This is a genomic window from Bradyrhizobium diversitatis, from assembly GCF_016031635.1.
In the GTDB taxonomy this organism is placed as follows: domain Bacteria; phylum Pseudomonadota; class Alphaproteobacteria; order Rhizobiales; family Xanthobacteraceae; genus Bradyrhizobium; species Bradyrhizobium diversitatis.
The window spans coordinates 1-24,759 of sequence record NZ_JACEGD010000024.1 but is presented as its reverse complement, the minus strand read 5'-3'; the positions used below and the strand labels follow the sequence as shown (position 1 = coordinate 24,759).

General features: G+C 64.2%; 27 protein-coding genes. 8 read left to right on the top strand and 19 right to left on the bottom strand.

Annotated features, from left to right (window positions below):
- Window positions 1-14 precede the first annotated feature (14 nt).
- Complete coding sequence (locus tag H1B27_RS25140; RefSeq protein WP_276578562.1) at window positions 15-1,304, top strand: type II asparaginase; 1,290 nt, start codon at window positions 15-17, stop codon at window positions 1,302-1,304.
- Between the two features lie 87 nt (window positions 1,305-1,391).
- Here the strand turns inward: H1B27_RS25140 and H1B27_RS25135 are convergent, their stop codons facing one another.
- The 3 genes from H1B27_RS25135 to H1B27_RS25125 all read right to left on the bottom strand — a co-directional run bounded on the left by H1B27_RS25135 (window position 1,392) and on the right by H1B27_RS25125 (window position 3,871).
- Window positions 1,392-3,014, bottom strand: coding sequence for an ABC-F family ATP-binding cassette domain-containing protein (locus H1B27_RS25135; RefSeq protein ID WP_197967894.1), 1,623 nt, complete (start codon window positions 3,012-3,014; stop codon window positions 1,392-1,394).
- A gap of 180 nt (window positions 3,015-3,194) precedes the next feature.
- The gene (locus H1B27_RS25130; protein ID WP_197967893.1) at window positions 3,195-3,548 is read right to left on the bottom strand and encodes a hypothetical protein; all 354 of its coding nucleotides are present in this window, start codon (window positions 3,546-3,548) and stop codon (window positions 3,195-3,197) included.
- 68 nt (window positions 3,549-3,616) lie between these two features.
- Complete coding sequence (locus H1B27_RS25125; protein ID WP_061876536.1) at window positions 3,617-3,871, bottom strand: hypothetical protein; 255 nt, start codon at window positions 3,869-3,871, stop codon at window positions 3,617-3,619.
- A 172-nt stretch (window positions 3,872-4,043) separates the two neighbouring features.
- Here H1B27_RS25125 and H1B27_RS25120 point away from each other — a divergent pair, with 172 nt between their 5' ends.
- Window positions 4,044-4,775 (top strand): DUF3750 domain-containing protein, encoded by a 732-nt coding sequence (locus tag H1B27_RS25120; protein ID WP_197967892.1) that lies wholly within the window; start codon window positions 4,044-4,046, stop codon window positions 4,773-4,775.
- 45 nt (window positions 4,776-4,820) lie between these two features.
- Here H1B27_RS25120 and H1B27_RS25115 read toward each other — a convergent pair whose 3' ends face one another.
- The 8 genes from H1B27_RS25115 to H1B27_RS25080 form a co-directional block, all read right to left on the bottom strand.
- On the bottom strand, window positions 4,821-5,792 hold the full coding sequence (locus H1B27_RS25115) for an FAD-binding oxidoreductase (RefSeq protein ID WP_197967891.1): 972 nt from the start codon (window positions 5,790-5,792) through the stop codon (window positions 4,821-4,823).
- Between the two features lie 64 nt (window positions 5,793-5,856).
- Entirely contained in the window at window positions 5,857-6,999 is a 1,143-nt protein-coding gene (locus tag H1B27_RS25110) for an ABC transporter substrate-binding protein (protein WP_197967890.1), read from the bottom strand.
- Window positions 6,999-7,997: a YlbE family protein gene (locus H1B27_RS25105; RefSeq protein ID WP_197967889.1), complete on the bottom strand. Its 999-nt coding sequence runs from the start codon at window positions 7,995-7,997 to the stop codon at window positions 6,999-7,001. Before H1B27_RS25105 ends, H1B27_RS25110 begins: the two co-directional genes overlap by 1 nt.
- Before the next feature lie 220 nt (window positions 7,998-8,217).
- Window positions 8,218-9,834 carry an ATP-binding cassette domain-containing protein gene (locus H1B27_RS25100; RefSeq protein WP_197967888.1) on the bottom strand — a complete coding sequence of 539 codons (1,617 nt, stop codon included), beginning with the start codon at window positions 9,832-9,834 and terminating at the stop codon, window positions 8,218-8,220.
- Complete coding sequence (locus H1B27_RS25095) at window positions 9,831-10,784, bottom strand: branched-chain amino acid ABC transporter permease (protein WP_197967887.1); 954 nt, start codon at window positions 10,782-10,784, stop codon at window positions 9,831-9,833. Before H1B27_RS25095 ends, H1B27_RS25100 begins: the two co-directional genes overlap by 4 nt.
- Window positions 10,781-11,650: a branched-chain amino acid ABC transporter permease gene (locus H1B27_RS25090; RefSeq protein ID WP_197967886.1), complete on the bottom strand. Its 870-nt coding sequence runs from the start codon at window positions 11,648-11,650 to the stop codon at window positions 10,781-10,783. Before H1B27_RS25090 ends, H1B27_RS25095 begins: the two co-directional genes overlap by 4 nt.
- 15 nt (window positions 11,651-11,665) lie before the next feature.
- On the bottom strand, window positions 11,666-12,280 hold the full coding sequence (locus tag H1B27_RS25085) for a hypothetical protein (RefSeq protein WP_210343486.1): 615 nt from the start codon (window positions 12,278-12,280) through the stop codon (window positions 11,666-11,668).
- Between the two features lie 24 nt (window positions 12,281-12,304).
- On the bottom strand, window positions 12,305-13,669 hold the full coding sequence (locus H1B27_RS25080) for an aromatic ring-hydroxylating dioxygenase subunit alpha (RefSeq protein WP_197967885.1): 1,365 nt from the start codon (window positions 13,667-13,669) through the stop codon (window positions 12,305-12,307).
- Window positions 13,670-13,861: 192 nt separating this feature from the next.
- Here H1B27_RS25080 and H1B27_RS25075 point away from each other — a divergent pair, with 192 nt between their 5' ends.
- Window positions 13,862-14,821 carry a LysR family transcriptional regulator gene (locus tag H1B27_RS25075; protein ID WP_197967884.1) on the top strand — a complete coding sequence of 320 codons (960 nt, stop codon included), beginning with the start codon at window positions 13,862-13,864 and terminating at the stop codon, window positions 14,819-14,821.
- A 182-nt stretch (window positions 14,822-15,003) separates the two neighbouring features.
- On the opposite strand, the gene H1B27_RS25070 is transcribed toward H1B27_RS25075, so the two are convergent.
- The 6 genes from H1B27_RS25070 to H1B27_RS25045 all read right to left on the bottom strand — a co-directional run bounded on the left by H1B27_RS25070 (window position 15,004) and on the right by H1B27_RS25045 (window position 19,669).
- On the bottom strand, window positions 15,004-15,708 hold the full coding sequence (locus tag H1B27_RS25070) for a GrlR family regulatory protein (protein ID WP_061876535.1): 705 nt from the start codon (window positions 15,706-15,708) through the stop codon (window positions 15,004-15,006).
- A gap of 253 nt (window positions 15,709-15,961) precedes the next feature.
- The gene (locus H1B27_RS25065; protein ID WP_007609497.1) at window positions 15,962-16,111 is read right to left on the bottom strand and encodes a hypothetical protein; all 150 of its coding nucleotides are present in this window, start codon (window positions 16,109-16,111) and stop codon (window positions 15,962-15,964) included.
- A gap of 71 nt (window positions 16,112-16,182) precedes the next feature.
- Complete coding sequence (locus H1B27_RS25060; RefSeq protein WP_197967883.1) at window positions 16,183-17,004, bottom strand: tetratricopeptide repeat protein; 822 nt, start codon at window positions 17,002-17,004, stop codon at window positions 16,183-16,185.
- A 32-nt stretch (window positions 17,005-17,036) separates the two neighbouring features.
- Window positions 17,037-17,720 (bottom strand): substrate-binding domain-containing protein, encoded by a 684-nt coding sequence (locus H1B27_RS25055; RefSeq protein ID WP_197967882.1) that lies wholly within the window; start codon window positions 17,718-17,720, stop codon window positions 17,037-17,039.
- An 18-nt stretch (window positions 17,721-17,738) separates the two neighbouring features.
- Complete coding sequence (locus H1B27_RS25050) at window positions 17,739-18,440, bottom strand: GrlR family regulatory protein (RefSeq protein WP_197967956.1); 702 nt, start codon at window positions 18,438-18,440, stop codon at window positions 17,739-17,741.
- Window positions 18,441-18,634: 194 nt separating this feature from the next.
- The gene (locus H1B27_RS25045; protein ID WP_061876532.1) at window positions 18,635-19,669 is read right to left on the bottom strand and encodes a glutamine synthetase beta-grasp domain-containing protein; all 1,035 of its coding nucleotides are present in this window, start codon (window positions 19,667-19,669) and stop codon (window positions 18,635-18,637) included.
- A 538-nt stretch (window positions 19,670-20,207) separates the two neighbouring features.
- Between H1B27_RS25045 and H1B27_RS25040 the strand changes: the two genes are divergently transcribed.
- Complete coding sequence (locus H1B27_RS25040) at window positions 20,208-20,411, top strand: DUF2735 domain-containing protein (RefSeq protein ID WP_061876531.1); 204 nt, start codon at window positions 20,208-20,210, stop codon at window positions 20,409-20,411.
- Window positions 20,412-20,524: 113 nt separating this feature from the next.
- On the opposite strand, the gene H1B27_RS25035 is transcribed toward H1B27_RS25040, so the two are convergent.
- A complete protein-coding gene (locus tag H1B27_RS25035) occupies window positions 20,525-20,836 on the bottom strand; it encodes an MliC family protein (RefSeq protein ID WP_061876530.1) in 312 nt (103 codons plus the stop codon).
- A 70-nt stretch (window positions 20,837-20,906) separates the two neighbouring features.
- Between H1B27_RS25035 and H1B27_RS25030 the strand changes: the two genes are divergently transcribed.
- Window positions 20,907-21,650 (top strand): tyrosine-protein phosphatase, encoded by a 744-nt coding sequence (locus H1B27_RS25030; protein ID WP_061876529.1) that lies wholly within the window; start codon window positions 20,907-20,909, stop codon window positions 21,648-21,650.
- Here H1B27_RS25030 and H1B27_RS25025 read toward each other — a convergent pair whose 3' ends face one another.
- Window positions 21,651-22,391: an SGNH/GDSL hydrolase family protein gene (locus tag H1B27_RS25025; RefSeq protein ID WP_061876528.1), complete on the bottom strand. Its 741-nt coding sequence runs from the start codon at window positions 22,389-22,391 to the stop codon at window positions 21,651-21,653.
- Window positions 22,392-22,510: 119 nt separating this feature from the next.
- Between H1B27_RS25025 and H1B27_RS25020 the strand changes: the two genes are divergently transcribed.
- From H1B27_RS25020 to H1B27_RS25010, 3 genes are all read left to right on the top strand, one after another.
- On the top strand, window positions 22,511-23,191 hold the full coding sequence (locus H1B27_RS25020; protein WP_197967881.1) for an SDR family oxidoreductase: 681 nt from the start codon (window positions 22,511-22,513) through the stop codon (window positions 23,189-23,191).
- A gap of 96 nt (window positions 23,192-23,287) precedes the next feature.
- A complete protein-coding gene (locus H1B27_RS25015; RefSeq protein ID WP_061876527.1) occupies window positions 23,288-23,974 on the top strand; it encodes a DUF2161 domain-containing phosphodiesterase in 687 nt (228 codons plus the stop codon).
- 95 nt (window positions 23,975-24,069) lie between these two features.
- Window positions 24,070-24,375, top strand: coding sequence for a hypothetical protein (locus tag H1B27_RS25010; protein WP_028182079.1), 306 nt, complete (start codon window positions 24,070-24,072; stop codon window positions 24,373-24,375).
- Window positions 24,376-24,759 lie beyond the last annotated feature (384 nt).

The window sequence follows — 24,759 nt, the reverse complement described above, 5'->3', positions numbered from 1 at the left end:
AATGAAATGCCGTCATGGCCGGGCAGAAGCGCGTCTTCGCGCGAGATGTCCCGGCCATTTGCTTTTTGTGCCTCCCCGCCGCCAGTGTGCGACACGCGCCGAGCGCGTGGAGCAAACTCGCCGCGACCCTAGACAGAACGCAGCGGCTGACGGATCATGCCGCGCTGAGTGAACCGGGGCATCGACGAGGCTTCCAGCAAAGGATGGGCGAGATGTTGCAGTTTCGCGTGCGAGATCACATGATGGCGACGATGAGCGTGCTCTTTACGCTGCTCATGATTGTTGACGTTGCCAACGCAAGAGGCCCTGGCCTGCCCAACGTCGTGGTTCTCGCAACCGGCGGCACGATCGCCGGCAGCGGGGCGAGCAGCACCACCGTCGTCGGGTATACCGCAGCCACGGTGGGCATCGAGACCCTCTTGAACGCCGTCCCCGAGTTGAAAACGGTGGCCAACGTCAAGGGCGAGCAGGTCTTCCAGATCGCCAGCGAGAATATGAACAATGATTATTGGCTGAAGCTCGCCAAGCGGGTCAATACGCTGCTCGCGCAGGACGACGTGGACGGGATCGTGATCACGCACGGGACCGATACGATCGAGGAAACCAGCTATTTCCTGAATCTGGTCGTCAAGAGCAAGAAGCCTGTGGTCGTCGTCGGTGCGATGCGCCCATCGACCGCGATCAGCGCGGACGGCCCGATCAACCTCTTCAATGCGGTGATCCTTGCAGGCAGTGAAGAAGCCGTCGGCAAGGGCGTGCTCGTCGCGCTCAACGATCAGATCAACGCCGCGCGCGACGTCACCAAGAACAACACCTCCACGGCAGACACCTTTCGCACGCCTGAACTCGGCTTTCTCGGCTACATGCAGGGCAACAAGCCGTATTTCTATCGGCAATCGACCCGCCGGCACACGGCGGATTCCGAATTTGACGTGTCCAAGCTCGATGTTCTGCCGCAGGTCGACATCGTCTACGGCTACGCCAACATGAACCGGGTCGCGATCGACGCTTTTGTAGCCGCTGGCGCCAAGGGGGTCGTGCATGCCGGCGTGGGTGACGGCAGCCTGGCCCGCCCCGCGGTCGAGCCGGCGCTCGACGAAGCCCGCAAGAAGGGAGTGGTGATCGTTCGTAGCAGCCGTGTCGGCAACGGCATCGTCGCGCGCAATGGCGAGGCCAAGGACGATGAGCACGACTTCGTCGTCTCGGATACGCTCAATCCCCAGAAGGCGCGCATTTTGCTGATGCTGGCGTTGACCAAGACGACCGACACCAAGGAAATTCAGCGGATGTTCTTCGCCTATTAGAGGCTACTCGCGCTTGAAACGGTAATCGAACGCGGCGCCGAACGACTTGATGAGCCCGGCCGTCGGCGCCGGAATGGATCGGCAGGATCAGCTCCTCAACCCCGGAGCCTCCTGCCCGGTGCGCGCGACATATTCGGTGTAGCCGCCGCCATATTGGTGGATGCCATCCGGCGTCAGCTCCAGCACCCGGTTCGATAGCGTCGCCAAAAAATGCCGGTCATGCGAGACGAACAGCATGGTGCCCTCGAAATCCGACAGCGCGTTGATCAGCATCTCCTTGGTGGCGAGGTCGAGATGGTTGGTCGGCTCGTCCAGCACCAGGAAGTTCGGCGGATCGAACAGCATCTTGGCCATCACGAGGCGCGCCTTCTCGCCGCCGGACAGCACGCGGCAGCGCTTCTCGACGTCGTCGCCGGAGAAGCCGAAGCAGCCGGCGAGCGCGCGCAACGAGCCCTGCCCGGCGGTCGGAAATGCATATTCGAGAGACTCAAACACCGTCTGCTCGCCGTCGAGCAGGTCCATCGCGTGCTGGGCGAAATAGCCCATCTTGACGCTGCCCCCGAGCGCCACGGTGCCCTGGTCCGGCTCGCTCGCGCCGGCGACCAGCTTGAGCAGCGTCGACTTGCCGGCGCCGTTGACGCCCATCACGCACCAGCGCTCCCTGCGGCGGATCATGAAGTCGAGGCCGTCATAGATGCGCTTGCTGCCATAGCCCTTGTGCACGTTCTTGAGCGCCACGACGTCCTCGCCCGAGCGCGGCGCCGGCAAAAAGTCGAACGCCACGCTCTGGCGGCGGCGCGGCGGCTCGACCCGTTCGATCTTGTCGAGCTTCTTCACCCGGCTCTGCACCTGTGCTGCATGCGAGGCGCGCGCCTTGAAGCGCTCGATGAACTTGATCTCCTTGGCCAGCATGGCCTGCTGTCGCTCGAACTGGGCCTGCTGCTGCTTCTCGTTCTGCGCCCGCTGCTGCTCGTAGAACTCGTAATTGCCGGTGTAGGTGGTGAGCGAGCCGCTGTCGATCTCGATCACCTTGGAGATGACGCGGTTGATGAACTCGCGGTCATGCGAGGTCATCAGCAGCGTGCCTTCGTAATCGTGCAGGAATTTTTCCAGCCAGATCAGGCTTTCGAGATCGAGATGGTTGCTCGGCTCGTCGAGCAGCATCACGTCGGGACGCATCAGGAGAATACGCGCCAGCGCCACGCGCATCTTCCAGCCGCCGGAGAGTTTTCCGACGTCGCCGTCCATCATCTCCTGGCTGAACCCGAGGCCGGACAGCGCTTCGCGCGCACGGCCATCGAGTGCATAGCCGTCCAACTCCTCGAAACGATGCTGCACCTCGCCGTAGCGCGCGATGATCTCGTCCATCTGATCGGCCTTTTCAGGGTCGGCCATCGCGGCCTCGAGCTCGCGCAGCTCGGCCGCAACCTCGCTGACGGGGCCGGCGCCATCCATCACCTCGGCCACCGCGCTGCGGCCGCTCATCTCGCCGACGTCCTGGTTGAAATAACCGATGGTAATGCCGCGATCGGTCGAGACCTGCCCCTCGTCAGGCAGCTCCTCGCCGGCGATCATCCGGAACAATGTGGTCTTGCCGGCGCCGTTCGGCCCGACGAGGCCGATCTTCTCGCCCTTGTTCAGGGCGGCGGAGGCTTCGATGAACAGGATCTGGTGGCCGGCTTGCTTGCTGACGTTGTCGAGGCGGATCATGAGGTCTTTTTGGGGGGATTTTTGCGTTGCAGCGTCATAGGCCATACGGGCTTCCAGGGGAAGCCCGGGACCAGCGCACCACCCGGCCGCAATACCGTCGTTCAAACCGCAGCTTTCGGGATTATAACCCCCGATGAGCCACCTCTTGGTGGTCGAGCCGCCGCCCGGTCTTGATGATCGTCACTTCTTGAGGATGCCCGTATTGGTATTTCCGAGCTGCTGGATGGCAGCGTTTGCGGCGGGCGTGTTGTAGGTCGGTCGAGATCCACCGCCTTCCTGATCAGAAGGGGTAGCACCGGGTCTTGCGCCCGTCCTTCCCCGGCTTTTTGCATTGAGCGTGTTGGGGCCTGGCGAACCGCCTGTTCCGCTGAGCGTCGTCCCATTCGAGAGCGTCGAGCCGCCCGCGCCGCTCGAACCAGCCGCACTCGCGCCGCCGCCGGATGAAGAACCGCCTGAAGAGCCTCCCGAGCTTTGCGCCATGGAGAACGAAATGGTGCCCAGAAGAATGGTCACGACCGCCGCCAGAAGCCTCATTTGTCCTCTCCCTCGATTCCGGCCAGCTCCGAAAGCGCTGGGTTCCTGGTGATGAAATCTCGCAGCTCCTATCGACGGCGAGCGATCCATGCTCCGGCCAGAAAGGCAACAAGCAAAGACACCAAAGGCGCCTTCACTGTCACCTCGCGCAACTGGTCGGCCCATCGCTTCACCGAATCCGACGAGGGCGAGTGGAGCTGCCGGCTGAAAGCGCCTCTTTGCTCTCCGGAACCTGACCGCGGGCTCGAAGCCTGCTGTATGCCGCCCTGATCGTCCGTCAGCCCGGAGGCTTCCGTCATGGCCGCGGCTTCCTTCATGTCCATGGGCGCGCTCCAATGCTGGTGCGGTTGCGGAACAATGACTTAATCTCGGGTGCCCGTCCGGCGCTGCTGACAAGCGCGTTGGGAACCAATGGGAGCAGCTATGGCGGCGGCATTCATGCGAACTATATAGTTTCGTCGAAGCCCCTGCCGTACCGCTCCCTTGAAGAAGCCCTTGCTCATCTTTCTGTTCCTCGTCATCGCACCGCTTACCGCATCAGCGGCGAGATATTTCTGGCTGGGCGATGGCCGCCAGAATTGGCAAACGGCCGATCGGTCGAGCGCGGGGCTTCTGGCCGCCGCGGCCGATCATCGCGAAGCCGTCGTACGGGTATTCGGGGCGAGAACGGTGAGATGGCGCAGCATCTTCGCAATTCACACCTGGATCGTCGTAAAAGAGAAGGATGCCGCGACCTACACCCGGTATGACTACACGGCGTGGGGCGAGCCGATCCGCACCAACGGCTTCGCTCCGGACGGGCGGTGGTTCGGCGCTGCGCCGGAAACCATTGTGGCCGTAGATGGAGCGCGCGCGGAGGCGCTGATCCCGAAGATCAGAGATGTGATCGAAAACTACAGGTTTCGATCCTATGGAGATTACAGCGTCTGGCCTGGTCCCAATTCAAACACCTTCGTGCAGGCCGCACTCGACTCCGTCCCTGAGCTCCGAGCCGTCCTGCCGCCGACCGCGATCGGCAAGGACTTCCCGTATACCGGCAGATGGTTCGGCGTAACGGCGTCCGGCACAGGCATCTATGCTTCACTTGCCGGATATATCGGCTTTTCGATCGGCTGGGTCGAAGGCCTGGAGATCAATTTCTTCGGCGCCGTGCTCGGCATCGACATCCGGCGCCCGGCGCTCAAACTGCCAGGCCTCGGCCGCGTTGGGGTCACCACCGGCGTGTAGGGGCCCGGAGCCGGACGCCGGTTTCGCTTTCGCAGCGTTGCCGGTTCAAGCCGCCGCCCCGGCCGCGACGAAACGTTCCGCGATGACGTTGTCGGGAGCCGCGCCCAGCCCGATCGCGATGCGGCGCGCGCTGTCCGCCATTGCCGGCGGGCCGCACAGATAGACATCGTGCCCTGAAAGAGAGCGCTCCCCGATCAGGTCCGTGACCAGTCCCTGGCTGATACCCGTCGGGCTCGGCCCCTGAGCGACCGCAATCCGCACGTCCAGTTCCGGAATTGCCCTGGCGAGTTCGTTCAGCTCGTCCACGAAGAAGAGATCATCGGCAGAATTCACACCGAAGCAAAGCGTGACGTTGCGGCTCTCGCCGGGCGCCTTGATCTGCCGGAGCATGGACATCATCGGCGCCACGCCCGTTCCGCCCGCCACCATCAGCACCGGCCGCTCGCCCGATCTCAGATAGAAAACGCCCTGCGGGCCGCGACACTGGACGACGTCGCCCACGGCCGCGCGCTCGGTCAGATAACGCGACATCTCCCCGTCCTCCAGCAGGCGAACCAGGAACTCCAAGCAGCGATCGTCGCCGGGAGAATTGGCCATCGAGTAGGAGCGCCAGTGCGTCGTACCCGGCACGTGAAAATTGACGTACTGGCCCGGCAGAAACCGGATCGGTGAAAGTCCGAGCGTGCGCGTAACGACTCGGACCACGGAGGCGCTCAGCCGTTCGATGCTCTCGATCTTCATCGAAAACGGCTTCGCTGGGATCAGCTTGCCGCGCTCATAGGGCAGCCTGATCCGCACGTCGGTGCGGGCGCTGGCTACGCAGGGCAGCATCTCCCCGGCGTCGATCTCCTGCCGCGACAGCGACACCGACGCGCCGTCCTCGTAGTCCAGATCGCCGCCGAAACAGGTCGCACGGCAGGTCTGGCAATCGCCAACCTCGCAATCCGAGCTCAGCGGGATTCCGGCGCGCCGCGCCGCAACCAGGACCGTCTCACTTGGATTCGCCTCGATGCGCACGCAATCGCCATCCGCAAAGCTGAGGAAAAGGGTCGGCATGGCTCGCTCCTGTGGCCAGCGGCGGTCACTGCGCCAGGGTGAACTTGCCGTCCTTCACGGTCAGCATCACGACGCTGTCGGCCTTTGCACCGAAATGATCGTCGGGGCCGTAGGAATACACCGCGGTCACACCGACATAGTCCTTCAGACCCTCGATGGCGTCCCGAATTCCGGCGCGATCGGTGCCCCCCTTCCCGATCGCCGCCGCGATCATGTTGACGGCATCATAGGCGTTTCCCGCAAAGGTCGCTGGCGGCTTGCCGTACTTGTTCTGGTAGTCAGTCACGAAGCGCCGCAGCGCGGCCTTCTGGGGATCGGAGTCCTTAAGTGAATCGATCACGTAGATCTTAGACGAGGGGATCAGCACGTCGTCGGCGGAGCCGCCGGCAAGCCGCAAGAAATTGAAGTCGTTGGCGGCGTGCGACATGTACAACGGCGCAGTGAGACCGAGCTGGCGGTAGTTCTTCACAGCAATCGCCTGGCCCGGGCCGGTCGCCCAGATCACCACCGCATCCGGCTGCGCGCTGCGGATCTTGGTGAGCTGCGGCGTCATGTCCTTGTCGGCGTTGGCGTAGGATTCCTGGGCGACGAGCGTCAGTCCGAACGAGCCTGCATTCTTCACGAGCTGGTCGCGGCCACTGGTGCCGAACGGCGAGTCCGCATACAGCAGCGCGATCTTTTTGGCGCCGCGCTTCTGCATGTCCGTCATCATGACGCTCTGCACCAGCACGTCGGTGAGCGGCGACAGGAACAGCCATTTCTTGTCCTGCGCGGGCAGGACGATGCCACGCGAGCCGCCGTTGGAAATCATCGGCGTTACGGCATTCTGGACGGTGTCGATAATCGCGTAGGACGAGCCGCTGTTCATCGGTCCGACGAGGGCGACCACGCCGTTCTGCTCGAGCAGCCGCTTGGCGGCCGTCACTGTCTTGGTGTTGTCGCCCTCGGTGTTGACGTTGTCGAGTTCGAGCTTCTTGCCGGCGACACCGCCCTTGGCGTTGATCTGCTCGACCGCGAGCATCGCACCTTCGAGACCGGGCTGACCGAGCGAGGCCAGAGGCCCGGAGGTCTCCAGCAATCCGCCGATCTTGATCGTGTCTTCCGCCTGCGCGCCGACGGCGGACGTCATGAGTATCAGCGCAGCCAGCATGGCCTTGGTCGTCATCATCAGATCCCCTGGGTTTGGAAGGTCGTAGGTGCGAGCGAAGCGACCGCGGCGGCGAACGGATCCCGGGGCGGCCGATAGATTCCGCCGCCGATGCGGCCGTTGTGTCCCCTGCGATCGAGAATGCCGAGGACGACGTCGAGCGGCATGCCGCCGGACACGAGGGCCCGCGCGATGGTCCCGACCCTGATCCCGCTTCGTACGAAGCCGGGATGAGCCGCGGGTAGCAGCTGGGCTGCTTCCGCCGCGGTGGCGCCATCTGCCGGCAAAGACCGCGCGGTCATCGCGCCGAAGCCCATGGCGTCGACCAGCGCGCTGTCTCCGATCGCACCGAGGCGATCGCTGCTCTGAAAGCCCGGCAGCAGATTGCCTTCGGGCGGCTCCGCCGCGGCGACGAACCAGCGTTGACCGCTGCCGCCGAGCTTGACGCCGCAATCGACCCCATTGCCGCCGAGCGCAGTGACGATGCTGCTCCCTTCTCCCTCCCCTGCCTTGGCGATGCACTTCATTGCCGCCATCCAGAGATTGAGAAAGAAAGCCGAGGCCCGGTCGAGAAAGCGGCGCTCCGGCGTATCGCCGCCGAGCCGCGGTGCGAGCTGTTCGATCAGACGACGCGTCGCCGCTGACGTGCGCGAATGGCAATCGTCGCCCTCCATCAGCGCCGGATCGGCAATCTCGATCAGCGGGATGTCTCGATCGGCGATGATCTCGAGGGTCGCGGCAAGATTTCCGTTCATCCACCGCAGATGCGTCAGCACTTCGCGGCTGCACAAACCCAGCCGTTGCGCCAGCGCCATTCCGCCGTTCAGAGGACTGCACGTGACGTTGGTCGCGTCGGCGGCATCGGTCACGATCTGCACCGCCATGCCGGGCGACAGCACCGCGGCGAGGGGCACCATCGCGTCGAAATCCTGGGCGGGCGCCAGCCGCACCTCCCCTCGCATCAGCATTGCCCGGGCCGCCCCTTCGTCCGCCGCCCAGCGCTCGAACAGGATCGCCATCACGGCGCTGTTGACGATTGGCGCGGCGATCGCATCGGGCCGGACCGGAGGGCCGGCATGGAGGATGGTGCGATCCGGAAGCGCGATGACGTCCCGCGCCGCCGCAACACCTCGCCAGACCGGACGCACGGCATGCATCCGCGCCAGCGCCGCGCGATCGGCAGCGTGAAGGCTGGTCTCGACCGAGCGATCCATCATTGCGGAGGAAGGATCGGACAATTCAACCTCCGTTGACGGCGACGACGTCACGGCCTGGCCCGGCGTCGTCCGCTTCTGACTCACTCGACCCGAGATAGGCCTCGGTCAGGCCGCGGTCCTGAAGCAGCGTCCGCCCCGCGCCCTCCGCGATGACCCGCCCGCCTGCGAGCACATAGCCGCGGTCGGCGATCGACAAGGCGGCGGACACGTTCTGCTCCACCAGCAGGATCGTCAGCCCCTGGTCGCGCAACCGTTCGACGCAGCGCAGGATTTCGATGAGGACCTGCGGCGCCAGGCCAAGCGAGGGCTCGTCCAGCATCAGCAATTTCGGCTCACCCATCAGGGCGCGACCGATCGCCACCATCTGCTGCTGCCCGCCGCTGAGCGTGCCCGCCAGTTGATCCGCACGTTCCTGCAAAACCGGGAAGAGCTGATACACGGTTTCGAGCCGTCGCTCGAAGGCGCTTCGTTCGGCGGAGTCGCGCCAGACGACGTGATGGAAGCCCCTCGCCCGCCGCAACGCGTAGCGGCCGGCAGCGAGGTTCTGCAGCACCGTGAGCGATCCGAACAACGCACGCCCCTCCGGCACCAGGCTGATGCCGCTCGCCACGCGCCGGTCCGCCGTCACGCCGCGCAGGTCGCGCTGACCGAACGTCAGTTTCTCTGCGCTGCACGGCTCCACCCCCGCGATCGCCCGCAACAAGCTGCTCTTTCCTGCGCCATTGGCGCCGACCAGCGCCACGATTTCTCCGCGGCCCACTCCGAGCGAGACGCTGTCCAGCGCCAGGAGCCCACCATACTTGACGCCGAGCCCGCCGATCTCCAGCAACGGCGATGTGACGGCCCGGATCACCTTCGGCGCCTCCTGGGCGACGTCTCGGCGCCCGAGATAGGCATCGAGCACGCGCGGATTTCGCCTCACGTCTGCTGGCTCGCCGTCTGCGATGATGCGGCCCTGGTCAAGCACCAGAATCCGGCGCGCCAGCCGGCTCACCAGCGGCATGTCGTGGTCGATGAACAGGACGGTCTTGCCCGTGCGCGAGAGCGACAGGATGATGTCGCCGAGCGCGCGTTTCTCGAGCTCGTTCAGCCCGGCGCCGGGTTCGTCGAGCACCAGCATCCGCGCGCCCGAGGCGAGCACGCGCGCGATACTGAGGAGCCGCCGCTGGCCGGCGGTCAGGATCGACGCCTGTTGATCCGCAAGGTCTGCCAATCCGACCGCCGCGAGATGTTCGTCGGCCTCGCGCCGCAACCGTCCTTGGTCGAGCACCGCCGTCCCGCGGCCGATCATCGAGGACAAGAGACCCATGCGATGCAGCGCGACGCCGCCGACCATGACGTTCTCGCGCACCGACATATTCTGGAACGGCTCGGCTGCCTGGAACGTGCGGGCCAGTCCGCGCGCGACGACGTCGTGCGGCGCCTCGCCTGTGATGGTCTGACCGTCGAACTGCACCGAACCGGTCTGCGGAGTGATCTCTCCGGAGAGGACGTTGAGCAGCGTAGTCTTACCCGCACCGTTCGGGCCGATCAGTGCGACCAGTTCGCCGGCATCGACGTCGAAGCTGACGTCGGTCAGCGCGCGAAAGGCGCCGAAATTCACCGACGCGGTCTTGACCGAGAGCAACGGGATCGTCATCGCGTGCTCCCCGCGATTGCCGTCCGCCGGGCACGAGCGACGAGCGCCGCCATGCCGCGCAACAATCCATTGGGGCAATAGATCACGCTGACGACCAGCAGCGTCCCGTAAGCCACGATGTCATAGGCGCCGAGCGGCTTCAGCAGTTCGCCGATCAAGGTGATGAAGATGACGCCGAGCAGCACGCCCCAGACGTCGGCGAAACCACCGATCGCGACCATCAGCAACAGCTTGATGGAGAAACCGACGTCGAACGGGCCTGGGCTGAGATAACCGATGTAGTGCGCATAGAGGCCGCCGCCGAGCGCGCAAAATGCGCCGCTTACCATCATGATCAGCCGCTTGATCGACTGGACGTCGTTGCCGACCGACCGGGCCGTGACTTCGTTTTCCGCGATCGCCCGCATGGCGAGACCGGTCGGCGAAGCCACGAGATTTTGCGCGGCCAGGATCGCTGCGATCGCAACCAGCCAGACCACCGCCAGCATTGCGGCATCGCTGCGGAAAGTGAGGCCGAACAGGCTCAGCGGCGGAATGCCCGTCAGTCCGTCCTGACCGCCGGTGACACCATGCATTTCGGTGAAGCAGATCTGCACGATGATGCCGAACGCCAGCGTCGCCATCGCAAGGTAATGGCCCTTGAGACGAAACACGAGCCAGCCGATCGCCCAGGCCAGCAGCGCCACCATCGCAGTCGACAGCGCGATATCGACCCAGGCGGGAACACCGAGCCACCGGCCGATCAGCGCCGCGCCATAGGCTCCGAGGCCATAGAAGGCAGCGTGGCCGAGCGAGATCTGCCCCGTAAATCCAGCGATCAGCGCGAGGCCCATCGCGGGCAGTGCCTGCAGCCCGATCACCACCAACAGGCTGATGATGTAGCCGTTACCGGTTGCGGCACAGGCCAGGAGAGCCGCCGCAGCAAGCGCGAGAATACGCCATCGCATCATGCGCGCACCCGATCGTAGTCGCCGAGCAGCCCGCCGGGACGGAACAGCAGGAAGCCGAGCAGAAGCGCGAAGGCGATCGCGTTCTTGTAGCCGGAGGACACGTAGCCTGCAGAGAACGCCTCCAGCACACCGAGCACCAGGCCGCCCAGGGCGGCGCCGACCGGACCGCCGAAGCCGCCGACGATGCAGGCCACAAAGCCCTTGATCCCCAGCTGCAGGCCACTGTCGTATTGAGTCAGCGCGATGGGTGCGACGACGATGCCGGCGATCGCACCCAGCGCGCCCGACATGACGAATCCGACCAGACTCATCGTCTCGACCTTCATGCCGACCAGCCGCGCGGCGAACGGATTCATCGCGCAGGCCCGGAACATCTGGCCGAGATAGGTGCGACGAAACAGCAGGTCGAGGCCGCCCATCGCCAGGATGCCGATCCCGATCACCCATAGCGACTGCGGCATCACGGTTGCGCCGAGAAGATGGATCAACTTCTCGCCCGAGAACGCAGGCATCGGCTGCGCGTCGGTTCCCCAGATGATCGCGGCGAGACCTTGCAGCACCACCCCGACGCCGATGGTGACGATGATGCCGCGCATGACGTCGCCACGGACGGGTTGGATGGCGGTGCGCTCTATCAACACCGCCACCACACTGGTGATCACGATGGCGAGCAGAATCGCGAGCCACAGCGGCACGCCTGCGACGTTCAGCGCGATCGCGCTCATCGCGCCCACCATCGCGAAATCGCCCTGGGCGAAGTTGACGATACCGGTGACGTTGTAGATGCAAGTGAAGCCGACGCCGATCAGCCCGTAGATGCTGCCCACCACCAGTCCGCTCATGAGAAACTGCAAGGCGTCGGACATTGCCCCTCCTCTGCGTTAGACCTGCATCCAGGATTCGGAGAACGCCAGGAACGCCGTGCTCTTGCGCGTTCCGGCGAAATCTCGCTGCACTACCTTGCCGGCCAGTGGACGACCGTTGATGGTCACCGAGCCTTCGCCGGCGTCGAGGAAAAGGCTGTACATCTGGTGCAGCTTGGTCGGGCCGCTCTCGGCCGGCATGTCGACGGCATAGGGCGAGCCGAGCTTCGACCATGTCGCGACCACCTCCAGGTCGGCGGCGCGCACGATCTCCGAATAGCTCGACAGCGTACTGCCTTCACGGCGGCACTCGACCATCGGCAGGTACGTCAGTGCGCCGATGCCGGGCGAGACCCGGAACGAAGCGAATTTCGAGAAAAACTCCGCAACCAGATATCTGGCGAGCGGCTCGTTGTCACTGATACAGAAATTGTCGGCGTCCGGCCGGCCTTTGGCAAGGCCGGGTTGGTCCAGAACCACGATGCCTCTACCCATGCCGTGCGCGGAGTAGAAGATGCGGAAGAAGCACATCAGCCCGGTCCAGGGACCGTCCTGGGTGTCCTTGAGATAGATTCCGGGATTCTCGCCGGTCCAGGCCACCGCGCCGGGATGAATGGGACTTTTGATCGACACGTTCACACTCTCTTCGTTGAAGGCTCAGGCCGCGGCCTGCGATGCGACGCTGCTTTCGTATTCGCTCAGAAGCTTGCGGACGACGTCGTGCCGGTCGTCGGCGGCGTGATGATCGCCCGCGATCACGATCTCGGTGACACGGCGTCCGACCTCCTCCTGCAGTTCGAGATCGTCGACACCCGCGATCGGCGGGATTGCAAGGACGGTGTCGTGGCAATAGGTGGGGATCGCGCCGCCGGAGCGGAGCGTCGAACGCGGCGGCTCCTCGCCGGCGGCGACCTTGCGGATGTCGCGGCGCAGCAACTTGCGCAGCATCACCACGCCCTTGTCGCAGTATGTGAGGTGCTCGAGCCCATGCAGCGCGATGGGACGCTGCGTGACGATCGCGTCGTAGTCGCCTGGCAGGCGTTGCCGCTCCTCGAACGAACCGCCGGCGCCCTGGCCGTAGAAGTCCACCTTCTCCAGGCCGCAATCCTCTTCCTTGCCGATCCCCCTCGGATTGACCTCGGGATGGAAGTGCCGCCACCCGATCACCTTGCAGGTCGTGTTGTCGATCGGCGTCGTCCAGCGGGTGATGCCGACGCGGCCGAACTGCTTGGCGTCCTGGCCGTCTTCCCAGATGTGGCCGACCTGCGCGAGGTTCGGCATGATGATGTCGTTGGAGCGGACCCAGACCTTGTCCTTCCAGCGCCGCGTCGTGACGTAGATCATGCCGGTCGGCGTCTCCACGAAGTCCATCACCGGCAATTCACCCCACGTATCGGAAAAGTGCGAGAAGGTGACGCGGGTGTGCAGGAATACGGCGTGCGCCGGATCCATGACGTTCTCCTGCACCTGCAGCCAGTTACAGGGATAGGTGATGCAATACGGCACCAGCCTGTCATCGGGATAGTCGTAGCTGTCGAAGATCGGAAATTCCGGAATACTGTCGGGCGGCCCGAAATAGCCGAAGATCAGCCCCTTGTATTCCTTGCAGGGGTAGGCGCCGTGGAACAGCCGGTCCTTGAGCGCGGTGCCAGGGGGATCGCCGGGCGTTTCCAGCACCTGCCCGTTCACGCCGAACAGCCAGCCGTGATAGCAGCACCGCAATCCATTCTCCGTCGGCAGGCCGAACTCCAGCGACGTGCCGCGATGGCTGCAATGCCGGTCGAGAATCCCGTACTCGCCCTGGGTGGTGCGGAACACCACGAGGTCTTCGCCGAACATGCGGAAGCCAAGCGGCACGTCTGTGAGCTCGGACGTCAACGCGATCGGCTGCCAGTAGCGGCGCAGCAGCTCGCCGGCAGGCGATCCTTTCTCCACGTGCGTGAGTTCGACGTTCTCTCCCGGTATCTCCTGCTTGAGGTAGCCACCATAGGCGGTCGTCAGAAACTGCTTTTGCGCAACCATCGCTGCCCTCGTTCCGCTCGCGCGGGTCGTTGGAATTAGTCTCATTCGAGTATTGTGTGCGGCTCTGGTTCTGCCAATAATAGTTACATGCGAGACGAGTTTGGAAATCTTGAACTGCTCAATAGATCAGCGGCAGCGCTTATGATGCGCGCAGACACTGCCTGAAAATGGACCTTTGCGAGGTGAACCGATTTGGCGGGCGAGAAATACAGGGACCAGATCGAGGTCGGCGAGGCCGTTCCCAAGCTTTCGCTGCGACAACTCACGTATTTTCTCGCAACTGCGAACCACGAGAGCGTGTTGCGCGCCTCGGAAACGCTGAACGTATCGTCTGCCTCCATTTCGACTGCGATCGCCCAGATTGAGGAATTTCTGCAGACTCAATTGTTCATCCGCCGTCACGCGCGCGGTCTGGTGCTGACCTCGGCCGGACAGGATCTCGCCGCCCATGCTCGGAACATTCTCCTCCACGCCCGCGAAATCGAGGCCGTTGCGCAACGAGGACCGTTTCGAGCCGCCGGCCGCATCAACGTCGGATGCCTTGCGACGATCGCCCCCTATCTGATCCCGCTGGTGTTGCGCGACCTCCAGGAGAAGCATCCAGACATCGAAATGCGCTGGCGCGCGGACAAGCACGAAGCGCTGCTTGACGGTCTGCACAACGGAAGCTTCGACCTGATCATTGTCTACGACTACGATATTCCGACGACGCTTCACGCCTCACCGCTGCGATCAATGCCGATCCAGGTGGTCCTGCCGAGTGCACATCCCCTGGCCTCCAGCCAGAGTTGCAGCCTCTCCGACCTAGTCGCACTGCCCATGGTGCTGCTCGATCAGCCGCGGACGCGCGACTACTTCCTGTCGCTGTTCGCAAACCGCGGCCTCAGTCCAACTGTGGCGTACCGCGTCGACTCCTTCGAGATGGTCCGCAGTCTCGTAGCGAACGGATTCGGCTACGCGCTGCTGAACTTTGTGCCACCCTACAATGTCTATGGCCATGGGACGCTAACGTCCCGGCCCCTTGCCGATGTGGACCGACCGCAGCAACTCGTGCTCGCCCGATTGTACCGATTTCGAGCTCCGCGGCTCGTCGACGAGTTCTTCAAAAGCGTCAGCTTCGCTGCCCAGCAACTGACGATATCGACTCTCTAGCCATGGCAACGTGCGCGAAGCGTCGGCATGGCAGCTGCCCGAGCCGGGCACGGTCTTTGCTTGCTCATGCAAAGACGAGGTCAGATGCGATGAAGTCGATATTTCTCGATGCAATGAAGGCAGCCGCGAAATTTCTCGCCGAGGGTGCCAAATTCGTCCCCTACCATTGAGCGGCGGCGAGATTACGCCCGCCGCATCAGCTTGAGCGACGCCGCAAGCCGTAAGCTGCGCTTCCCCGCGAGCGCGATGCCTTCGAGCTCGCCGCTGTCGGCCGTGCAGGTGCCGGAGAAGCCGATCCCGACCTCGAAGCCGCCAAACACGGGGTTCTCGCCTTTCGCCGGCGTGTGCTCCTGGTTCAGCATCTCGCCCTTCCACCGGCCGTCCGCCGAGGAATAGGAGCCGAGATAGTAGAAGAACGCATCGCCGCCGAGGATGCGCCCGTCGATCAGCAGCATCACGCCGGACAGTCCAGCATCGATGCCGTCCAGCGCGCTCAGCTTCATCCCGTAGAGCCCGTTGGCGATACCGCCTGGCCCGACCGCACCGCTCGGCGGCCCCCCCTCGTCGTCGAGCCGCGTGAGATTGGCCCAGAACCTGGCGCCCGGCATGGTGTCCGCGCCGCCCTCGAGACGGATCTGGTTGCCGTAGAGCCGGCCGCGCGCTGCGATCGAGGCGACATCCGCTCCCATCAGCGGCTTGTAGCTGGGGTCCAGATTGTGCCGCTCGGTGATGACCTGGGCGATGATCTCGCCGTCACGCTCGACATAACTGCCGAGATGCGCAAAGCCCGAATTGCCGCCCAGCATCTTGCCGTCATGCAGGCACATGATGCTGCGGCCAAACCCGTCGTTGACGCCGTATTCAACCTTGTAGAGCCCGTCCAGCAATGCCTTGAACTCGCAAAATCGGAAAACAATTGTCGGCTACCTAGCATCGTCGCGGCACTGAAGCCACCGGCTTTTCCGCGCAGCACCGGCCACGGAACGCACGTCCACCACGATGCCATTATGCCCCTGTTTTGCCCGACGGGTCAAATCGACTTCGCAAAATCCGCATGCGTGTGATTTCAACGGCTTGGCTACTGTGCATGGGGTTGTTTTTCGACTTTTGTCTCTGACTCGCGGAAAAGGCCCTCACGCGTCAGTGACGCTTGAAGTACTGCACCTCGCGCTCGTGCTTCTCGGCGGCTGCACGGCTCTTGAACGTGCCGAGATTGCGACGCTTGCCGGTCTTCGGATTCACCTTGCGTGAATAGAGGCGGTATTCGCCCGATGCCAGTTTGCGGATCATGATCGCGCTCCGTTTTGTCCGGACGACAACGACGTACGCGCGAGCCGGGTTCCGTCAGGTCCCGGCTCTGCTCAGAAACACAGCGTGGTGACGAGCTTGCCCTGCTTGTCCTTGATCGCATAGGGACAGCGAATGCGCTCCAGCGCCTTCTTCGCGTCCTCGTCGCCGAGCGCCGCAGCGCGCTCGTAATAGGCCTTCGCGGCGTCCTTGTCCCTGGGCCCGCCGCGGCCTTCCTGCGCGAAGGCGCCCATCCGCTCCAATGCGCCGGGATGGTTTTGTGCCGCCGCCTTCTCGAACAGCGCACGCGCCGCGGCGTCGTCCTTCGCACCGCCCGCGCCTTCGGAGAGCATCAGGCCGAGCTGGTACTGCGCTTCCGCGTTGGTCTCGGCAGCCTTGCCGAGCAGCGCGCGCGCCTGCGCGGGATCGGCCGGCGCGGCGCCACCTGCGCCGCCGAGCGCGGCGAGATTGCTGACGCCACGGGGGTTGCCGGCCTGCGCCGCCTTCTCGAACAGCTTTCGCGCTTGCGCCTCGTCCTTGGCGACGCGCGCGCCGGTGGCATAGGCCACGCCGAGTTCGACCATGGCCGCGCTCGATCCCTTGTCGGCGGCCTTGCGCCAGGCTGCGATCGCGTCGGCCGTCTGCCTGTTGGCCGCATAGGCGCGGCCGAGCGCGAACATCGCGCGCCGCGAGGATGGCGCGGCCTGCTTGCAGAACCTGACCGCGGTTGCAATGTCGGAGGCCGCGATCTCCGCCACGCCCTTCACGTCGGCCGGCTTGTCGGGATCGCTGGGATCGGCGGCGACCCGGTCGCACAGAACGAGGTCGGCCGATTGCGCCTGCGCCGTCAGGGGCACGGCGAGCGTGAACAGCATGGCGAGGAGGTAAGTCCGCATGGTCGTCACGTTGCGTCCCCGTCCCGGCAAATTCAAGGCTCGAGTCCTGATTGGCGCAGCACGGGCACGACATCAGGCGATGCCAGATAGCGCAGCAGCCGGTCGGCGGCTTCGGCATGTTTCGCATTCGCCATGCGGCCGGCGGAGAACACGGCCGGCGTCTGCAATTCATGCGGGATCGGGCCGACGACCTCGATGCCGCCGACCTGCCTCAGCTCGCTGATCTGCTGCACGGCGAGGTCCGCCTCGCCGGTCGCGAGCCGCTCCGCCGTAAATCCCTGCTCGACGATGGTGGCCCTGGCGTTGATCTCCGCCGCGATCCCCATCCGCACGATCAGCTGGGCGAAGTACACGCCGCTCGCTCCGAGCCGCGAATAGGCGACGGACCGCGCTGCGAGCAGGGTCGTGCGCAGCGCCGCTTCGCTGCCGATGTCGGGGTGCGCCTGCCCGGCCCGCACGGCGATGCCGACGAAGGACCGCGCCAGATCAGCCGCGCTCTCGGCAATCACGCGCTCCTCGCCGATCATCTCGTCGAGCCCTTCGCGGGTGAGGATGACGAGGTCGGCGGCCTCGCCCTCGCGCAACCGCTTCAGCAGCGCCAGGGTCGGCGCGAAATCGGCATCGACATGGATGCCGGTTGCAGTCTCGAAGGCCGAGGACAGGCTGCGCATCGCGCCCATGAGGCCGAGCGTCGAGAGCATGCGGACATTTTCCATGCGCGGTTCCTGGCGCGATCAGGCGCGATGCATCAGCTTGAGCGCGGCGGTGAGGCGCAGGCTGCGCTTGCCGGCAAGCGCTGTCGCCTCCAGCACCGCGTGCTCCGCATCGTAGCTGCCGGAGAAGCCGATGCCGACCTCGTGGCCGCCGAAGATCGGATCGTCCTTGGCCGGCGTGTGCTCCTGGTTGAGGATTTGGCCCTTCCAGCGGCCGTTCGCGGCGGTGTAGCTGCCGAGATAATGGAATGATGCGTCGCCGCCGAGGATGCGGCCCTGGTTGAGCAGCATCACGCCGGTGAGGCCTCCGTCGAGACCGTCGAGCATCCGCAGATGAATCGAGTAGAGACCGTTGGCGATGCCGGCCTCGCCGACGCCGCCGGCGATCGGTACTTCGTCATCCGTGATCGGCGTCATCACCGACTGGAACGGCACGCCGGGCAGCTCCTTCAGCTCACCCTTGAAGCGATAGAGATCGCCGTCCGCCCAGCCCTTCGCGATCAAGGTCGCATCGTCCGTGCCCGCCATGGCGCGGTAGCTCGGATCCGGGTTATGGCGGACGGTGCTGATCACGACGTCCACGCCCTCGCCGGTCTTCACGTAGGTGCCGATATGAGCGAAGGCCGAATTGCCGCCGAGCATCTTGCCGTTGCCGGCATGCATCACGCTCCGGCCGATGGCATCGCCGAGCTGAAATCTCACCTTGTAGAAGCCTTCAAACACCAGCCGTGCCCCGGCCCTGCCCGCATCCTGGAGCACTCTATCCCGCTTTCGGCAGCAATGGACAAGTTTCGCGGAGCCGCGGTCGGCAGACACGGAAACGGCCGTCATTCAAATGCAAAAATCCGCCGGAGCCTTGCAGCTCCGGCGGATTGAGACCAACCCGGGCCAGCCCCCCAGCCCGGGCCGGGAGGATCTTAGGCCGCGGCCTTCTTGTCGGTCGGCACGGACGCGATCGTCTTCAGGATCTGCGAAGCGATCTGGTAGGGGTCGCCTTGCGAGTTCGGACGGCGGTCTTCCAGATAGCCCTTGTAGCCGTTGTTGACGAAGGAGTGCGGAACGCGGATCGACGCGCCGCGGTCGGCAACGCCGTAGCTGAACTTGTTCCACGGCGCGGTCTCGTGCTTGCCGGTCAGACGCTTGTCGTTGTCCGGGCCGTAGACGGCGATGTGGTCCATCAGGTTCTTGTCGAAGGCGGCCATCAGCGCCTCGAAATACTCCTTGCCGCCGACCGTCCGCATGTACTCGGTCGAGAAGTTCGCATGCATGCCCGAGCCGTTCCAGTCGGTATCGCCGAGCGGCTTGCAGTGGAATTCGATGTCGATGCCGTACTTCTCGGTCAGGCGCAGCATCAGGTAGCGGGCCATCCACATTTCGTCAGCGGCCTTCTTGGAGCCCTTGCCGAAGATCTGGAATTCCCACTGGCCCTTTGCGACTTCCGCGTTGATGCCTTCATGGTTGATGCCGGCAGCCAGGCAGAGGTCGAGATGCTCTTCGACGATCTTGCGGGCGACATCGCCGACGTTCGAATAGCCGACGCCGGTGTAGTACGGACCTTGCGGCGCCGGATAGCCGGCCTCGGGGAAACCGAGCGGACGGCCGTTCTTGTAGAAGAAGTATTCCTGCTCGAAGCCGAACCAGGCGCCGGCGTCGTCCAGGATGGTGGCGCGCTTGTTGGACGGATGCGGGGTCTTGCCGTCCGGCATCATGACTTCGCACATCACCAGCACGCCGTTGGTGCGCGCGCCGTCCGGAAACACCGCGACCGGCTTCAGCACGCAATCGGAGCTGTGGCCTTCGGCCTGCATGGTGGAGGAGCCATCGAAGCCCCAGAGCGGAAGCTGCTCGAGCGTCGGGAACGACGCGAATTCCTTGATCTGAGTTTTGCCGCGCAAATTCGGAGTCGGCGTATATCCGTCGAGCCAGATGTACTCGAGCTTGTACTTGGTCATTGAGCCTCTCTGTAGATGATGCGAAAGGTTGGGGGCCTGAAGGCCCCCGCACGTTTTGTACCCGGCCATCATCGGCCGGCGCTTCCCAAGCATTTTACGTGCCAAAAAGCCGCAGTACGGGCGGTTTTCCACCGCGGCCGACCTCCCACGTCGCCGGCGAACCACTCACGGCACTGTGCGTCATAGCCGCGCACCTTCACGTGAAGCTACACTGCAAAATTCCTCGGAGAACGCCCGATTCTGGAGCAGCTAGCATCGTCCCGGAGGTTGCCGACTAAACGCGCATCAACGTCCGGCAATTTTCGCAAACTATACGCCCCCTGCCCCGCAACCTTCGGAATGGCCCATGCGTTGGTCAGAGGGATCGTGCCTTAGACGATGCAGAAGGCTGCCTGCCCACAAATTGGGCGGAAACTGATTTTCTTTTCAGCACTTTCCAATCCGGGAAGCCCGGCCGATATGGGGATTCCAGTAACCACAATCGAACGAGTCGGGCGCACCATGGAGGCCAAGGCGCTTCGACCAAGGAGAAATCGTAATGATGAACAATGGTCTTAGTCACGGATCTGCGAAGATCTACCAATTCCCCGTCGGCGGCCGTGCGGCGCTCGGGGGACGCCGTTACGGCGAGACCCGCCTTCCTGCCGATCACGCCTCGTTGCCCTCGAACGTCTCGATCTGCAGCGACAGCTGGTATCACCAGGATGCGGTCGACGAAGCCAAGCCGAAATGGGATCGCTGATGCCTATCGTTGGTTTGAGACCGCCGCGCTCTCGAAGTCGCCCGGCGGCAGTTTGAAAAGGGCCGAAACAACGGCGTTTCGGCCCTTTTTGATTCCTGCCTGAACCATGCCGATCAAATCACCGCGCAGGCCGTGACCGGCCGCTTCAGATGCTTGACCGTGGTGGTCCCGGCCTTCCCGATGGTCAGCGTGATACCGGCTCCCGAATAGCGCGCGCCAGAGACCGCCAGCCGCTTCGCGAGCGTTACGGGCTCGCCGTCGATCTGCAGAAAGGCGCGCTTGTCGCCATCATAAAAACCAACGATGAACCGTGTACCATCGGCACAGCGATAGGTCCGGAACGTCTGCGCATCGGCCTGCGGCGCGTGGCAAATTCCGCCCGCCAGCATGGTGACCGCCAAAAGAATGGCCTTGTGGCAGCCCATGATCGCCCCCTCTAGTAGCCCTTAAGAACGCCCGTCGTGCGTCCAATGGAACATAACCCAAGCTGATCTCATGTCAGACTCTCCTGCCCGCCATCTCGCCCTGCAAGGCGCCAGCAATTTTCGCGATCTCGGCGGCTATCCGACCACCGATGGCCGCATCACGCGCTGGCGGCACATCTTCCGCTCCAATCATCTCGGCCAGCTCACCGCAGCCGACGTCGAGATCGTCCGCGCGCTGGGCGTCAGAAGCGCATTCGATTTCCGTGGCCTGGAGGAGCGCGCAGCTGGCATCTGCGTCGTGAACGAGATCACGGTGCATTCGCTGCCGATCGAGCCGACCGTCGTCGCCGCGCTGCGCGCCGAGCTCACCCGGGGCACGCTCACCGCGCCCGTGGCGCTCGAGCTCATGCGCGAGTCCTATCGGAACTATGTTCGCCACAACACGCACTGCTTTCGTGCGCTGTTCGGCCATTTGCTGGAAGACCGCGCGCCGCTCGTGATCCACTGCACCGCCGGCAAGGACCGCACCGGCTTCGCCAGCGCGCTGATCCTGCATGCGCTGGGCGTGCCCGACGACATCATCGCCGAGGATTACCTCTTGACCAACCGTCACTACAAGCGCGATGCGACGGCCGCCACGGATCTGCCCGAGGACGTCCGCAACGCCATCGGCAGCGTGGAGACCTCGTATCTTGCTGCGGCCTTCGAGGCCGTCGGCAGCGAGTATGGCGATCTCGAAACCTATCTGCGCGACGGGCTCAAGCTCGGCGAAGCCGAGCGGGCCGCGCTGAAGGCGCGCTATCTGCAAGCCTGATCAGGACGTTGCTTGGTCGGTCAGCCACGTCCCCGGCGGGACAGCGTCGGTGATCGCCTGACACAGGGCTTTGGAGACCTCAAGCGTGCTCCAGTCACTCTGGTGAAGCATGTCGGGCCGATCCGTTGGATCGACCATCTGGTCGAATGGCACGCCATTCTGCACATGCCAATGCCGCATCAGGGCCCAACGTCGGAACACATTGACCTTCGCAGCTTCCGCGATCTCCCGGATCTTCGAGACCATCTGCTCCGAAAGCTCGGCCTTGTCGTCGCGGAGCATGGCGGTGACATATTGCGGATCAATCAACACAACATCCATTGGATGCTGCCCCAGCCGGCGCACGCCTTCGGCGATACTGTCCAGCACCTGCTGAAAGTTGAACTCGTTCTTGCGGAAGACAGCGTTGGTCCCGACCTGCCAAAGCACCATCGCGGGCCGGTCCGCGAAAATATCTGCGTCGAACCGATCGAGTTCTGTCGGCGCCTCCTCTCCGCCCTTGCCGCGGTTCAGGACGTCGATGCGAAGCTTCGGCAAGGGGCCGGCGTAGTGCTGCCTCAAATACATCTCCAGGCGGGCGGGGTAAGGCACGACATCCGCACGTCCCGCCGTTGAGGATGATCCCATCGCCACGATGCGAGCCGGACCTTCTCCGCGCAGAGCCTCAAAGAAGCGTCGCAGCGGGTATTTGAGCGCGATGATGTCCTGCGGGATGTCTACGGCTGGCAGACTTTCGGACATACCGACGCCCTCACGCTATTCAAGGTTGCAGAACTCATTCAGCCTTGAAGCCGCCGGCATTGCAAGTCCAATTCGGCCCGCGCAATGTCGGAGCGCAAGAGGTAACGACGGAGAGCAACGTGCACGGAAAAGTGGTTCTCGTGACGGGCGCACTCGGCGCGCTCGGCAAGGTGGTCGCCGAGACGGCGCTGGCGCGCGGCGCGCGCGTGGCCGGCATCGATCACGCGCCTTCGCAAGTGCCCCCGACGCCCGACCGCATCGAGATCGGCGGTGTCGACCTGTCCGACGCAGCGCAAGCGAACAACGCCGTTGATGCGGCCGCAAAGCATTTCGGCCGGCTCGACGCACTGATCAACATCGCCGGCGGCTTCGCCTTCGAGACCATCGGCGACGGCGACATCAAGACGTGGCAGCGCATGCACGCGCTCAACGTGCTCACCGCGCTCAACGCCTCGCGCGCGGCGCTGCCGCACCTCGCCGCGTCCAAGGCCGGCCGCATCGTCAATATCGGCGCGATGGGCGCGCTCCAGGCGGGCAGCGGCATGGGGCCCTATGCGGCCTCGAAGGCCGGCGTGCATCGCCTCACCGAGGCGCTCGCCAACGAATGGAAGGGCAAGGTCACCGTGAATGCCGTGCTGCCCTCGATCATCGACACCGCGGCCAATCGCGCCGACATGCCGAAGGCCGATTTCTCCAGATGGGTGACGCCGCAGGAACTCGCCGAGGTCATCCTGTTCCTTGCCAGCGACGCCGCGAGCGGCGTCACCGGTGCGCTGATTCCGGTAGGTGGTCGGGTGTGATTGCGTTTTGATCTGATCGTCCGAACACCGGCTTGATTCAATCAGAGGCGAGAAGGCACTAGACTAGCCGCAACTGATTCTCCGATCGGAACCGCCTTGGAAACCGCGCTATACCTGCCCGTCAAACGCTTCCTCGAAGAGCTTGGCTTCACGGTCAAGGGCGAGATCGGCGGCTGCGATCTCGTCGGTCTCAGCGCCGGCGATCCGCCGGTCGTGGTCATCGGCGAGCTCAAGCTTGCCTTCAATCTCGAGCTGATCCTGCAGGCAGTCGACCGCGCGCCGGCCGGCGACGAGGTCTGGATCGCGGCCAAGATGTCGGCGCGCGGCAAGGGACGCGAGAGCGATGCGCGCTACCGCAATCTCTGCCGCCGTCTCGGCTTCGGCATGCTTGGGGTGACCGATCGCGGCCAGGTCGAGGTGCTGGTGAAACCGCCGACCGCTGCGCCGCGCCGGGAGCCGAAGGTGCGCTCGCGGCTCGTCGCCGAGCATCAGCGGCGCCAGGGCGATCCCGTGCTCGGCGGCAGCACCCGCGCACCGATCATGACGGCCTATCGGCAGCAGGCACTGGCCTGCGCGTCGGCGCTCGCCGAAGGCCCGAAGCCCGTGCGCGAGCTGCGGGAACGTTGTCCCGATGCCGGCAAGATCTTGCTTAACAATGTGTATGGCTGGTTCGAACGCACTGAGCGGGGAATTTACCGGCTCACCGAAGCCGGAGACGCAGCTCTGAAACGCTGGCCTCAGCAACGTGTGGGGGTCGTCGCAGGTGCTGTGTCACCGCCATGACACCCGAACGGTGCATAGCTGAGCTGCCACGCCGATTTCATATTGCAATGCAACATTCAGGGCACTAGGTATCCCGGCATCAAAACGAGGCCGTTATGAGCGCAGACTGGAACACCAAATATGGCACGCGGCGCGTGCGCCACGATCCGCCCACCCTGGATGAGGCGATCTTCGCCGCCGTCGGCATCACCGACGATCAGGCGCAGCAGGCCGAGATCGCCGCAGCCTTGATGGGAATGCCGCTCGACGTTGTCCAGGCCGAGGTGAAGAAGCAGGCCCGCACCAACAGCCGCATCACGGCCACGCGCGTCATCGCTGGCGAACAGGGCGCGCAGCGCTCCGTGGTGGTCGAGCGCCGCGTCGTCCGCCGTTTCGGCAACGACAAGCGCACTGGCACCTGAGCGTTCATTTCACCACCCCGAATACGAAAGCGGACCGGCCGTGCCGGTCCGCTTTTTGATTCGTGTCCGGTGCCTTCAGGCTATGCGGTCGTCCGTGAAGAGCGGCTAAGCGATTGAGCTAGAATCGCATTTGTCTTTGTGGGCTGTTTTGCGATTGCAGGGTTTTGATGCTTGGGGCATCGGAACCTTGCAATTTCATTTTCAGGATTCCGTCGAATCGCCAGTCATGATTCCGTCGTCGCATCGGAGGTGGCGATGCGACCGAAGAAGCACAGGACGACGGAATCGGGCGATCTGTTCCGGGCCAGGCTGGACCAGATCATCAATATGAAGCACGAGCTGGTTCAGCTTGCCGGCAAGGTCGATTGGGACTGGATCGACGGC